This is a genomic window from Corynebacterium sp. CCUG 69979, from assembly GCF_024454095.1.
GTDB lineage: Bacteria > Actinomycetota > Actinomycetes > Mycobacteriales > Mycobacteriaceae > Corynebacterium > Corynebacterium genitalium.
This window is the reverse complement of the sequence record NZ_JAGPZA010000005.1, coordinates 88,307-101,750: the sequence shown is the minus strand read 5'-3', so window position 1 is coordinate 101,750 and position 13,444 is coordinate 88,307. Positions and strand designations below refer to the sequence as shown.

General features: G+C 61.3%; 9 protein-coding genes. 7 read left to right on the top strand and 2 right to left on the bottom strand.

From position 1 onward, the window contains the following. Positions 1 to 166 precede the first annotated feature (166 nt). The 3 genes from KBX18_RS04885 to galE all read left to right on the top strand — a co-directional run bounded on the left by KBX18_RS04885 (position 167) and on the right by galE (position 2,942). A complete protein-coding gene (locus KBX18_RS04885; protein ID WP_005289850.1) occupies positions 167 to 1,159 on the top strand; it encodes a sigma-70 family RNA polymerase sigma factor in 993 nt (330 codons plus the stop codon). Between the two features lie 115 nt (positions 1,160 to 1,274). Beyond that, positions 1,275 to 1,967 (top strand): metal-dependent transcriptional regulator, encoded by a 693-nt coding sequence (locus tag KBX18_RS04880; RefSeq protein WP_255995049.1) that lies wholly within the window; start codon positions 1,275 to 1,277, stop codon positions 1,965 to 1,967. A gap of 3 nt (positions 1,968 to 1,970) precedes the next feature. Beyond that, a complete protein-coding gene (gene galE / locus KBX18_RS04875) occupies positions 1,971 to 2,942 on the top strand; it encodes a UDP-glucose 4-epimerase GalE (RefSeq protein WP_255995047.1) in 972 nt (323 codons plus the stop codon). Here the strand turns inward: galE and KBX18_RS04870 are convergent. Next, entirely contained in the window at positions 2,939 to 4,084 is a 1,146-nt protein-coding gene (locus KBX18_RS04870) for a DUF4192 domain-containing protein (protein WP_255995046.1), read from the bottom strand. The genes galE and KBX18_RS04870 overlap by 4 nt on opposite strands. Positions 4,085 to 4,328: 244 nt before the next feature. On the opposite strand from KBX18_RS04870, the gene KBX18_RS04865 reads away from it, so the two are divergent. The 4 genes from KBX18_RS04865 (at position 4,329) to hrpA (ending at position 12,981) form a co-directional block, all read left to right on the top strand. Then, positions 4,329 to 5,366, top strand: coding sequence for a PAC2 family protein (locus KBX18_RS04865; RefSeq protein WP_255995045.1), 1,038 nt, complete (start codon positions 4,329 to 4,331; stop codon positions 5,364 to 5,366). Further along, entirely contained in the window at positions 5,359 to 7,914 is a 2,556-nt protein-coding gene (locus KBX18_RS04860; RefSeq protein WP_255995044.1) for an RNA helicase, read from the top strand. The genes KBX18_RS04865 and KBX18_RS04860 overlap by 8 nt, the downstream gene beginning before the upstream one ends. 90 nt (positions 7,915 to 8,004) lie before the next feature. Next, positions 8,005 to 8,964 carry a hydrogen peroxide-inducible genes activator gene (locus KBX18_RS04855; RefSeq protein WP_255995043.1) on the top strand — a complete coding sequence of 320 codons (960 nt, stop codon included), beginning with the start codon at positions 8,005 to 8,007 and terminating at the stop codon, positions 8,962 to 8,964. 75 nt (positions 8,965 to 9,039) lie between these two features. Next, positions 9,040 to 12,981, top strand: coding sequence for an ATP-dependent RNA helicase HrpA (hrpA, locus tag KBX18_RS04850; protein ID WP_255995042.1), 3,942 nt, complete (start codon positions 9,040 to 9,042; stop codon positions 12,979 to 12,981). Here the strand turns inward: hrpA and nrdR are convergent. After that, positions 12,978 to 13,442, bottom strand: coding sequence for a transcriptional regulator NrdR (gene nrdR / locus KBX18_RS04845; RefSeq protein WP_255995041.1), 465 nt, complete (start codon positions 13,440 to 13,442; stop codon positions 12,978 to 12,980). The two genes, hrpA and nrdR, sit on opposite strands and share 4 nt — an antisense overlap. Positions 13,443 to 13,444: the final 2 nt, after the last annotated feature.

Genomic DNA, 13,444 nt, shown 5'->3' with positions numbered 1-13,444 from the left:
AAACTGCTAGAGTTCCATGCACGGCAACCGTGCATCCGCTCCCGTAAAGCAACGCCTCTGAACTGCACAAACTCTTCAGTCCGCGCTGACGTTTCACAGCGGGAACAATGTCGCTTTGTCCGGCGTTAGTAGGTTAGATTCGCGAGATTTGAAGGAGCACCATCTCATGACTCAACCCGATGTGGATCATGTCGATGAAAAAGAAGAGGTCGACCGCGGAAGCCGCCGGAACCAGACGAACGATAATCCGTCTGCTGACCTTGTCCGTGTGTATCTGAACGGCATCGGCAAGACCGCACTCCTCAACGCTGAGGAAGAGGTTGAACTGGCTCAGCAGATCGAGGTCGGTCTGTACGCGCAGCACCTGCTCGACGATCCTGACACCGAGTTGACCCGCGCGAAGTCGCGCGACCTGAAGATCTTGGCCAAGCAGGGCCGCAAAGCACGCGCTCACCTGCTGGAGGCGAACCTGCGTCTGGTGGTCTCCCTGGCCAAGCGCTACACCGGCCGCGGCATGCCGCTGCTGGATCTCATCCAGGAGGGCAACCTGGGCCTGATTCGCGCGATGGAGAAGTTCGACTACTCCAAGGGCTTCAAGTTCTCCACCTACGCCACCTGGTGGATCCGCCAAGCGATCACCCGCGGCATGGCTGACCAGTCGCGCACCATCCGCCTCCCAGTCCACCTCGTGGAGCAGGTGAACAAGCTCTCCCGCATCCGTCGCGAGATGTACCAGTCTCTTGGCCGCGAGCCTTCCAACGAGGAGTTGGCGGAAGAGTCTGGCATTGATGAGTCCAAGATCGAGATGCTGTTGCGCCAGTCCCGCGACCCGGTGAGCTTGGACATGCCGGTCGGTGCTGACGAGGAAGCACCGTTGGGCGACTTCATTGAAGATGCTGAGGCCGCGGACGCAGAAGATGCTGTTGTTTCTGTGCTGCGCCACGACGACATTCACGACATCATTAACGGTCTTGAGCAGCGTGAGCAGGATGTTATTCGTTTGCGCTACGGCCTGGATGACGGTGTGCCGCGCACGCTCGACCAAATCGGCCGCAAGTTCGGCCTTTCGCGTGAGCGTGTGCGCCAGATTGAGCGCGAAGTGATGAGCAAGCTGCGCGTCGGCGAGCGCGCAGATCGCCTCCGCGATTACGCCCAGTAATTCGAGTCCCGGCCATGGGCGCGTGAGTGCGCTACCATGGTCCCGAGTTTTGGGCATGTATCGGGCCACGCAGGCCGGGCCGACTGAGTTGGTCAAGTAGGTAAGGAATGCAGTTTTGAGAGACCTCGTCGACACCACCGAGATGTACCTGCGCACGGTGTATGAGCTGGAGGAAGAAGGCATTACTCCGCTGCGTGCGCGCATTGCGGAACGCCTCGACCAGTCCGGCCCGACCGTGTCCCAAACCGTCGCCCGTATGGAGCGCGACGGCCTCATCGTCGTCGAGCACGACCGTTCTCTCAGCCTGACCAAGCGCGGCCGTGAGTTGGCGACCTCGGTCATGCGCAAGCACCGCTTGGCGGAGCGTCTGCTGACTGACGTGCTCGACTTGGATATCAGCCAAGTCCATGCTGAAGCCTGCCGTTGGGAGCACGTGATGAGTGAAGAGGTGGAGCGCCGACTCATCCACGTGCTCGACGACCCAACCCGCTCCCCCTTCGGAAACCCGATCCCGGCGTTGGACGAATTGGGATACTCCGACGCTGTCGGAGAGACATTGGGAACCCGTGCCACCGAACTGGATCTCAGTGAACCGGTCACGGCTGAAGTCGTGCAGATCAATGAGATTCTGCAGCTCGACTCGGAGCAGTACTCTTCGATCTGCCGCTATGGTGTCGATCGCGGGTCAGTGGTCACTCTGGAGAAAAAGAGCAACGGAATCATCACGGTGATCACCAGTAACAATGGCCACGTGGATCTTGCCCCCGACTTGGCTCACGCGCTGCGCGTGAAGCCGCTGGAAGGTTAATCAATGGCTCGTCTCGTAGTCACCGGCGGCGCTGGATACGTCGGCAGCGTCTGTTCGAAGGTGCTTGTAGAAGCTGGCCATGATGTGACCATCATCGACGATTTCTCCACGGGTAACCGCGACGCAGTCGTCCCGGAAGCCACCTTGGTGGAAGGCACCATCACCGATGTGATCGACGATGTGCTGAGCGACCGCAGCGGCGGCCCCGTCGATGGTGTGCTCCACTTCGCGGCACGGTCCCTGGTGGGTGAGTCCGTGGAAAAACCGGATGAGTACTGGCGCGACAACTTTGTCACCTCTCTGGCGCTGCTCAACGCGATGCGCGACCACAATGTGAACTCGCTGGTATTCTCCTCCACCGCGGCGACCTACGGTGAACCGGAGCACGTGCCGATCACCGAGGACATGCCCACGGCACCGACAAACCCGTACGGCGCGTCGAAGCTGGCCATCGACTACGCAATGAGTTCCTACGCTGCGGCGTTCGGGCTCGGTGCGACCAGCCTGCGCTACTTCAATGTCGCTGGAGCCTACGCGGGCTACGGTGAACGCCACGCCACGGAGACTCACTTGATTCCGTTGGTGCTGCAGGTGGCTCAAGGAAAGCGCGAGAAGATTCTCATTTTCGGTGACGATTGGCCTACTGCGGACGGCACGTGCGTGCGCGACTACATCCACATCCGCGATTTGGCGGACGCGCACATGCTCGCCTTGGAGGCGAACACACCGGGCACCCACAAGATCTTCAACCTCGGTTCTGGCGACGGCTACTCCGTGAAAGAGGTCATTGAGACTTGCCGCAGCGTGACCGGGCACGACATCCCCGCCGAAGTAGCTCCGCGTCGCGCAGGCGACCCAGCCACCCTGATCGCCTCCTCGCAGCGCGCGAAAGACGAACTCGGTTGGAACCCCACCCGCACACAACTGGACCGCATTGTCACCGACGCGTGGGAATTCACCCAGGCAAGGGGTTAAGCGCTTTTCCTCATTGGCGGATCCGCTGGGCCGAGCAGCTTCTCGCAGGCGAGCTCGCACCCTTCGAGGATGGTAGTGACCAGCTTCTTCTGCTCCCCCAGCGCCAACACTTCCAGGCAAATCGCGGACATGGAGTGCTCGGGCATTTCCTCTTGAGCGCAATGCAGTGCCGCTGATGCCCACGACGACACACCCCGGGAGATGGCCACGAGCGCCCAGATGCTCAATGCGTTTGCTCGGATGACGCCCCGGAAGGACCGCGCGACGGCGAGGAGCGCACTGGCGGATTCCTGTGGGTGGCGGACCGCCTCCCCGATGACGCAATCGCGCAGCGTGGGACGCGCGAGAACGGTAGCGAGAGCAGCAAGACAGTTCTGATCCGGAACAGCTTCGGCGATGCTGAGCGGCTCGTCGGCCCCGATGATGGGCTGCGCTGGGGAATTGATCAAAGCTGTGCACGCCTGATGCACAACGCTCGCTGGGCGGGAGCTGCCCCGGGCAAGTTCCACCCGGAGTTGAGCAGAACGCGCAAGCGCCTGCTGGGTCAGCGAGGTGATGCGGTGCTCTTCCGCGCCGGACGGGACGACAGGCTCGAAGTAGGAAAAAGTGTCGTTGCGATCTAAGGCGGGCAGTGTGCCGTTGGCACGCATTGCTTCCATTGCGGGCGATGCCATGACAGAGCCCACGACCCCATGCTCCCAGGCCAGCTCGGACCAGAACATGCCCAACTCGGCAGGCTCGGGCCCGAAAACCATAGAGTACGGGGTGCCGTGGGCGATTTCGGAGACGTGCCACAACACGTCGATAAGCGGCTCGCCGTTGGTGCGCTCCAACTTCTCCAATTCTTCGACGGCGTTAAGCGCCACACCGGACCCCGGCACGCGCGTGACCAAAATGCCCAGGAACGCAATGCACGTGTCCACGGGCGCGCTGCCCAGATAGGCAGTCAGTTCGCGCACGCGGCCAAGGTCTGCGCGCAGAACGGGGCCGAGATACACACTGTCGGTGTCCTCGCTGGCGATGAGCCCGATGACGACGACTGATTCGTGCGGGTAGTAGCCCAGGGTGCCGGGCACCGTCGCAATGATGGTTGAAGGGTTGTCTACTGTCGCTTGATGGTGGTGATCTGAAGAATGCGTCATGCCCTTGTTAGTCTTCCCAAACCCCCAATACGGTTCCCTGCCCGTCGCGCACTGCAGTGCGCAACCGTGTGAGGCTGGCTGCGGCCTGACAGTTTCTGCAATTCACTGACAATCGCCGACGCAGTCCACACCCGAGAGGCAATCGGATCTAGAGTGGGAATTTAACTGAACCGACATTGTTGTGATTATTGTCGAACGCTAACAAGCTCACACGAAAGTGCGCATAGGTAAAGGAGGATGCGACATGACCTCGAACGAGAGGAAAATGTACGAATTGGAGTACCCCGCTCCAGCTGTCGACGGCACCTCCTCTGGCCCGACTCTCATTGTGGCCATGCAGGGTTACGCTGACGCGGGGCACGCAGTCGAAGGTGCCGCCGGGCACCTCAAGGCGGCACTGGATTCCCGCACGGTGGCGACATTCAATAACGACGAGCTCATCGATTACCGCTCCCGTCGCCCCATGATCACGATGAGCGAGCACGAAATCACCGACATCGAAGAAATCGACTTGGACATCCGCGTCATGCGCGATGCCAAGGGAGAATCCTTCCTGCTGCTCTCCGGCCCAGAGCCGGACCTGCGATGGGAGGCATTCTCCAAGGCGGTTGCAGATCTCGCAGACCGGTTCAACGTGGACAAGACAATCTGCCTGTACGCCGCTCCGATGGGTGCGCCGCACACGCGTCCCCTGGTTGTCTCGGCGCACGGCAATGACCGCGATTTGGTCGGCCCGATGTTCACCTACGACGGGATGGTCTCCATGCCGGGTGCTGCCGCTGTGATGATTGAGCGTGAGCTGCACAACCGCGGTCGCCGGGTCGCTGGCTACACCGCCCACGTGCCGCACTATGTCGCAGCCTCCCCGTACCCACAGGCTGTCTACCAGCTCCTGCAGTCGGTGTCTGACACGTCCAAGCTGCAGTTCCCGCTGCGCTCCATCGAGCAGGACATCGCGCGCGTCCAGCAGCAGCTGGCGGAGCAGACGAACGAGTCGGAGGAAATCGCGCAAGTGGTCTCCCAGCTCGAGCAGCATTACGACTCTGAGATGGCGTCCTACCGCGACAAGAACCCGCAGAAGATGATGCCGGGTGAAGCTCAGATGCCGTCCGGCGACGAGATCGGTGAGGCGTTTGAGAACTTCCTCGCCGCTATCGACGACAGGGATCGCGGCCTGAACAAGGGCATTGGCTCTGGCCAGTCAGACCAGACCGGCCAGTCGGGTGAGTCCGGCATGTGGCAGGACAACGACCAGATCGATCTCACCGACGACGATGAGTGACGCCACGCTCGGTGACAGCCTTGCGGATCTGAGTGACGTCCCGCAGTCGCTTTTCGACGACGCCGTCTGGGACACCTTCATCCGCTGGACCACCGACCGTGGCATCTCCCTTTATCCGGCGCAGGAGGAGGCCTCTGTGGCCATTCTGGCCGGAGACAATGTCATTCTGGCTACCCCCACCGGGTCAGGAAAATCCATGGTGGCCAACGCCGCCCATTTCATCGCCATGGCCCGCGGCCAGCGTAGCTTCTACACCGCTCCGATCAAAGCGCTGGTGAGTGAGAAGTTCTTCGCGCTGTGCGAGATCTTCGGCCCGGAGAACGTCGGCATGATGACAGGCGATGCCACCGTGAACGGCAATGCACCCATCATTGCGGCCACTGCGGAAATCGTCGCCAACATCGCCTTGCGCGAGGGAAAGAACTCCGACATCCGCCAGGTGGTTATGGACGAGTTCCACTACTACTCGGACCCAGAGCGCGGCTGGGCGTGGCAGGTGCCGCTGTTGGAGCTTCCGAAAGCACAATTTCTGCTCATGTCCGCCACCCTCGGCGACACGGCCTGGCTGGAGGAGGACCTCACTCGCCGCACCGGCCGTGAGACGACCTTCGTTGGTGGTTCGCAGCGCCCGGTCCCGCTGGATTTCCACTACGTGTTCACCCCCGTTCACGAGACGATTGAGGAGTTGCTCGAAGACGGGAAAGCGCCGATCTACGTGGTGCATTTCTCGCAGCGGGAGGCGACAGAACGGGCGCAGGCTCTGACGTCGATAAGCGACATGCTCACGCGCGACGAGAAGGACGCGATCGCTGAAGCGATCGGAGACTTCCGCTTCACGACGACCTTCGGCAAGACGCTGTCAAAGCTGCTGCGCCGCGGCATCGGCATCCACCACGCTGGGATGCTGCCGAAGTACCGGCGTCTGGTCGAGCGACTGTCGCAGACTGGTCTGCTGAAGGTCATCTGCGGCACGGACACGCTCGGGGTGGGCATCAACGTCCCGATCCGCACGGTGCTCATGACGGGGCTGGCGAAGTATGACGGCACCCGGCAGCGCATCGTGAAATCCCGCGAATTCCACCAGATTGCGGGACGTGCGGGACGCGCTGGCTACGACACAGAAGGAACGGTGATCGTCGAAGCGCCCGAGCACGAGATCGAGAACGTCAAGCTGCGCCGCAAGGCCGGCGACGATCCGAAGAAGCTGAAGAAGATCCGCAAAAAGTCCGCGCGCGACGGTGAAGTGTCGTGGTCAGAAAAAACGTATTTGCGGCTGACCGAGGCAGAGCCGGAAGAGCTGCAGAGCCAGTTCACGGTGTCCAATTCGATGTTGCTCAACGTGGTCGCCCGCCCAGGCGACGGGTATGAGCACATGAAGCATCTGCTGCGCACCAACCACGACACCCGTGCAAAGCAGAACCGCGATATTCTCACCGCCCTTGACCTGTTCCGTGGCTTGATCAACGCCGGTGTGGTGGAACGTACCCCGGACTCGCCCGCGTTCCGCCCGTACACGTTGACGGCGGAGCTTGACCGCGATTTCGCGCTCAACCAGCCGCTGTCCCCCTTCGCTCTGGCTTTTCTCACCCTGCTTGACCCGGAGAGCGAGACGTACGACCTGGATGTCATCTCCGCGTTCGAGGCGATCCTGGATGATCCGCGTCAGCTTCTCCAGGCCCAGCAGTCGGCGGCTCGTGGTGAAGAGATCGCGGCGCTCAAGGCTGACGGTGTGGACTACACAGAACGCATGGCGCTCATCGAAGACGTCACCTACCCGCAGCCGCTGCGCGAGGAGCTGGAAGACGCCTACGAGACCTTCGTTCAGGGAAACCCGTGGGCCAAGGAGTTCGAGCTGCGCCCCAAGTCGGTCGTGCGCGACATGATTGAGCATGCGATGACCTTCTCCGATGTCATCGCGACTTACGGTCTCGCCCGCAGCGAAGGCGTGGTGCTGCGCTACCTCACCGACGCGTGGCGCACGCTGTCACACTCCATTCCAGAGGCGTACATGACACAGCGGCTGGACGACATCATCGTGTGGCTCGGTGAGCTCATCCGCCAGGTCGACTCCTCGCTGATCGACGAATGGGCCCACATGACCGACGAGACCACCCCGATCTCTCAATCCGACCTGGAACGAGAGCTGGCCTTCGGCGTGGAGGACCCGACAGCGCTGACGGCGAACCGCCGCGCGTTCACCATCATGGTGCGCAATTATTTCTTCCGCTTGGTTGAGCTCTTCGCCTACGAGAAGGAGAAACAGCTCGAGGAGATGCTCGATTATATGGACTTTGCGGACCAGCCTGACTGGCCGGCACTCATGGACGATTACTTTGACGAGTACGAGGACGTGGAACTGGACAACGATGCCCGCGGCCCGTCATACTTCAGCGTCTCCGGCGACGACACCCGAATGTGGGAAGTCGTGCAGATTCTCAAAGACCCAGAAGGCGACAATGCTTTCCAGCTGCATGGCACGGTGGGCCTCGACGCATCAGACGCCGCCGGTGAAGTGCGTTTGAGTTCGCTGGAAATGAAGCAGGTATAAGCCGCCTACCGAGACCTTCATCCTTAGGGCTGGAAAACAAGAATCCCAAATAGGCCATTTCTACCTATTGCCGGTTGTAGCCTAATAGGTATGAACAATAAGGAGTATCGTCCGACGCTTGCGCAGCTGCGCACGTTTGTCACGATCGCGGAGAACCGCCACTTTGGCTCTGCCGCGGCCAAGCTGAATATCTCCCAGCCGTCACTGTCCCAGGCGCTCGTCGCCTTGGAGTCGGGATTGGAGATCCAGTTGATTGAGCGCTCCACACGTAAAGTCATTGTCACCCCCAGCGGCGAAGAGCTGCTCCCCTACGCCAAAGCCACCTTGGAGGCTGCCGATGCGTTTGTGCATCGGGCACGCGGTGCACAGGGCATGCTGACGGGGTCGCTAGCAATCGGCATCATTCCCACCATCGCGCCGTACATTCTGCCGGAGCTGCTGCGCACTATTCACGAACGCTTCCCGGCACTGAACCCGAAGATCGTGGAGGAAACGACCCCTACGCTGCTGGACCAGCTGCGCGACGGGCGCCTCGACGTCGCTCTTATCGCGTTCCCCTCCAACGTGGCCGGATTGAGCGAAATCCCTTTGTACACCGAGAACTTCGCGGTAGCGGTCAAAGACGACCACCCGTTGGCGGGCAAGCACGACCTCGAGCTCAGCGTGCTCGACGACCTTGATCTGCTGCTGCTTGATGACGGCCACTGTCTCCGTGACCAAATCATGGACCTCTGCCGACTGGCCAAGATCAGCCTGACCGAGGTCACCGAGTCCGTCACCCGGGCATCGTCACTAACCACGATCATTCAGCTCGTCGCAGCCGGCTTCGGTTCCACACTGCTGCCGGTGTCAGCAGTCTCCGCCGAATGCTCCCGCCCCGGCGTGACAGTGGCTGAGTTCGATACCGCCGTGGCGGCAGAACGTAACGTGGGGTTGGTCTACCGTTCCTCCTCCACCCGCGCCGCAGAGTTCACCGCGCTGGGCGCTGCGATTACAAAGGCCTACGAGAACACTGTCGCCGAAGGCGAACCGCTGGGTCTCACTGTCTAGTCCCGTTCGCTCAGGTTGTTCACTCTCAGTAGCTTCTACCTTTACCTGCTGCGCGGGTAAGATCAGCCGTTGATTATGAGCACCCCCGAGTCTTCCCCGCCCATCACCCGCGACGCCCTCAAAGCGCGTCTCGACGAGCTGCCGATTGCCCAAGTCCGCCGCTTTGACAGGCGCCTGAAGAAGGCGAAGGCTCCGAACGCTTTAGCCGCGATCCACACCGACTTAGAAGAAGAAGTTGCAAAGGTCGCCGCGATTGACGCTCTGGTCCCGCGAATCACCTACCCGGAGCAGCTTCCTGTCTCCGCCCGACGCGAGGACATCAAAAACCTCATCCGGGACAACCAAGTCGTCGTCATTGCGGGCGAAACAGGATCTGGTAAAACTACCCAGATCCCGAAGATGCTGCTTGAACTGGGCCGTGGCCGGCGTGGGCTGATCGGCCACACCCAACCGCGGCGAATCGCTGCGCGCACTGTCGCTGAGCGCATCGCAGACGAACTCGGCCAGGACATTGGGCGCTCCGTCGGCTACGCCATCCGCTTCGATGACCGTGTGTCTGCCACGACCGCGGTCAAGCTCATGACGGACGGCATCCTGCTCGCCGAGATGCAGCGGGACCGCTACCTGAATGCCTACGACACGATCATCATCGATGAGGCCCACGAGCGCTCCCTCAACATCGACTTCTTGTTGGGCTACCTCAAGCGGCTTTTGCCGTACCGGCCGGACCTGAAGATCATCATTACCTCCGCCACCATCGACCCAGAGTCGTTCGCGGAGCACTTCGCCGACAGTGACGGTAACCCGGCGCCCATCATTGAAGTCTCGGGGCGCACCTACCCAGTGGAGATCCGCTACCGTCCGCTTGAGACGGAGGTGCCCACGAAAGACGGCGGCACGAAGGTCGTCGATACAGATATGCTCGACGGGCTGATTGAAGCCTTGAAGGAGCTCATGGCGGAAGGTGACGGCGATATCCTCTGCTTCTTCGCCTCCGAGCGTGACATCCGTGACGCAATGGAGCTCATTGAGAAGCAGCCCTGGCGCGGTGTGGAAGTCACTCCCCTGTTCGGTCGACTCTCCAACGCCGAACAGCACCGGGTATTCTCCCCGCACTCCGGGCGCCGCATTGTGCTAGCCACCAACATCGCGGAGACGTCGCTGACTGTCCCCGGCATCCACTACGTGGTGGACACCGGTCTCGCGCGCATCTCCCGCTACTCTACGCGCACCAAGGTGCAGCGCCTCCCCATCGAAGAGATCTCGCAAGCCAGCGCCAACCAGCGCTCGGGCCGCTCCGGCCGCATCGCAGACGGTATCGCGATTCGCCTTTATTCGGAGGACAATTTCAACGCCCGCCCTGAATTCACCGACCCGGAGATTCTGCGCACCAACCTGGCCAGCGTCATCCTCCAGATGACGAACCTGCGCTTGGGCGACATCGCGGAGTTCCCGTTCGTCCAGCCACCGGACAAGAAGGCTGTGCGCGACGGGCTGATGCTCCTCCACGAGCTCGGCGCCATCACCGATAAGGAAGACCGTGACATGCCGGTGCTCACAGGCATCGGCCGCGACATCGCGCGCATTCCTGTCGACCCGCGGATGGCCCGCATGCTGGTGGAGGCACACCGCCTCGGTGTACTGGACGATGTCACTGTCATTGTCGCCAGCATGACCATCCAGGATGTCCGCGAACGTCCGTTGGAGTTCCAGGCGCAAGCCGACCAGGCCCACGCGCGTTTCAAGGACAAGACCTCCGACTTTCTCGCTGCGCTGAATTTGTGGGATTACCTCAAAGACTCCCGGAATGAACTGTCCGGCAACGCCTTCCGCAAGCGCATGAAGAAGGAGTACCTCCACTACATGCGCATCCGCGAGTGGTTCGACCTTGTGCGCCAGCTCCGTGAGGCGGAGAGGCAGCTCGGCTGGGCCCGCACCGCCACCGCAACGGACGATCACGATGACTCGCGGGACCGCGACCCCAAGTCCATCCACCAGGCCTTGCTCACCGGCCTGTTGTCCAATATCGGTGCCCGCGACGGCAATTCGAAGGAGTTCAAGGGAGCACGCGGCACACGCTTCATGATCTTCCCCGGTTCGGTGCTGGCGAAGAAGCCGCCGGAGTTCGTGATGGCTGCCGAACTCGTCGAAACGTCTCGTCTGTGGGCGCGTGACGTCGCCTCTATCGATCCCGCTTGGGTGGAGAAAGTCGCCGGCGGCCTGCTCAAGCACAACTATTCCGAGCCGATCTGGTCCATCAAGCGGGCCGCACCGATGGTGCACCAGAAGTCCATGCTCTACGGAGTCATGGTTGTCGCTGATCGCCTGGTGCCGTACCACCGCGTGGACATGGATGCTGCGCGCACCATGTTCATCAGGCACGCGCTTATCGACGGCGAATGGAACGCCCACCACGCCTTTCTCAAACGCAACGCCAAGCTCCTCGAAGAGGCCGCCGAAGTCGAGGAGAAGGTGCGCCGCCGCGGTCTCGTTGTCGACGAGGAGGCGTTGTTCGACTTTTACGACGAGCGCCTGCCGGACAACATTGGGACCGGCCGCCACTTCGACGCATGGTGGAAGAAGAAAAAGCGTGAGGACGCCGCATTCCTCGACTTCGACCCGAGCGCACTTATCGACGATTCCGACGCTGACACCAGCGAAGACGCCTTCCCCGACAAGATCCGCCAGGGAAGCATTGACTACGACCTGCAATACAAGTTCGAACCGGGCGACCCCTTTGACGGCGTCACCGTCCTTGTCCCTGTTCCCCTGTTAGCGGGTCTGGAGGAGCGCGAATTCGACTGGCTCGTGCCCGGTTTGCGCGAAGAACTAGTCACAGAGCTCATCCGCTCCCTACCAAAGGCGTTGCGCAAGACAGTCGTTCCTGCACCAGAGTTTGCCGCGCGCGCCCTAGACAAGCTCGTTCCTTACGAATCTCCGTTGAACGAGCAGCTCGCCGAGGTGTTGCGCTCCCTCGGAGGGCACGGCATTAACGCATCCGATTTCCGGCCCGAAGCGTTGCCGCCTCACCTGAAGATCACCTTTGCCTCCATCGACCGTAAAGGGAAGATCACCGACCACGACACGTCGCTGGCCGCGCTGAAGAAGCGCCGCGCCGGCCAAATCACCTCGTCTGTAGCAAAGGCGACCAAGAAGGCTGAATCCGACTCAGTTACGAAGTGGACGGAAGACACCCTTGGTGATGTGCCGGAAACTGTGACAACAAAGATCGAAGGCAACAACGTCGATGCTTTCCCCGCCTTGGAGGCGACCAATGACGGCGTACGTGTGAAGGTGTTCCCGACAAAGGCCGCTGCTGATCAATCCATGGTGACGGCGACGTTGGCAATGCTCATGCGCCAAATCGACGTCTCGGTCTCCCAGATGGTGAAAGGCCTGCCGTTGCGGCAGCGTGTGGCCGTCGATAAGTATCCGCACGGTGGTGCCGCTGGGCTGGTCGAAGATGCGCGCGTCGCCGCGATCCGCGATCTCATGTTCGCCCACGGTGGACCCGTGCGTACACCTGCAGAATTCGATGCGCTACTGAACAAGGTCAAGCCCGAGGTGGCCGGCATGGTTCGGCGCACGGTCGTCGGCGTCGCCGGTGGTGTGGTCGAATACATCAACACTGCGGCGGAACTTCAGAACTGGGACGGCCCAGCTATCGATGACATCCGCCAGCAGATGAACTTCCTTCTACCGAAGAACGCCATCACAGTGCACGGGATGGAGAATCTTCAACACCTTCCGCGGTACATGTCGGCGATCCAGATTCGGCTCGAGGAGATGAACCGCGACCCCGACCGCGATGCAGACCGCCAATCGGTAGTCGACGACGTGAAGAAGTACCTCGATGCCAAACTGGCCCGGCTACCGCAGGCGGCCCGTAAATCCCGGGCAGTCAAGGACATTCTGTGGCGGATCCAAGAGCTGCGTGTGAGCTTATTCGCTCAACGGCTCGGTACGGCGAAACCGGTAAGCCCGAGGCGGATCGAGAAGATGGTGGATAAGCTCTAAATGCCTTCCATGCCGCGGTCTTTGCGGCGCATGAGCCTGATCTCGGATTCGAAGTCGTCGGCGCTTTCGAAGGACTTGTACACGGACGCGAAGCGCAGGTAGGCGACCTCGTCGAGTGCGCGCAGCGGCTCGAGGATGGCAAGGCCGATTTCGTTCGACGGAATCTGCGAGCTTCCCTGCGCGCGGACGATCTCTTCCACCTCTTGGGCGAGGCGCTTCAAAGCGTCATCGGAGACATCGCGTCCCTGGCACGCGCGGCGTACGCCGACAATGAGCTTGTCACGGTCGAAGGGTTCGCTGACTCCGTTGCGCTTGACCACGGTCAGGACAGCTTTCTCGACCGTAGTGAAACGACCACCGCACACGGTGCATTCGCGTCGGCGCCGAATGGCCGATCCTGCATCGACTAGGCGCGAGTCAGAAACCCGAGAGCTATCGTTCTGGCAAAAGGGGCAGTGCACCC

Coding starts and splice junctions, on each gene's coding strand:
- galE (WP_255995047.1), top strand. CDS start 1,971: ATGGCTCGTCTCGTAGTCACCGGCGGCGCTGGATACGTCGGCAGCGTC.
- KBX18_RS04865 (WP_255995045.1), top strand. CDS start 4,329: ATGACCTCGAACGAGAGGAAAATGTACGAATTGGAGTACCCCGCTCCA.
- KBX18_RS04860 (WP_255995044.1), top strand. CDS start 5,359: ATGAGTGACGCCACGCTCGGTGACAGCCTTGCGGATCTGAGTGACGTC.
- KBX18_RS04870 (WP_255995046.1), bottom strand. CDS start 4,084: ATGACGCATTCTTCAGATCACCACCATCAAGCGACAGTAGACAACCCT.
- KBX18_RS04885 (WP_005289850.1), top strand. CDS start 167: ATGACTCAACCCGATGTGGATCATGTCGATGAAAAAGAAGAGGTCGAC.
- hrpA (WP_255995042.1), top strand. CDS start 9,040: ATGAGCACCCCCGAGTCTTCCCCGCCCATCACCCGCGACGCCCTCAAA.
- KBX18_RS04855 (WP_255995043.1), top strand. CDS start 8,005: ATGAACAATAAGGAGTATCGTCCGACGCTTGCGCAGCTGCGCACGTTT.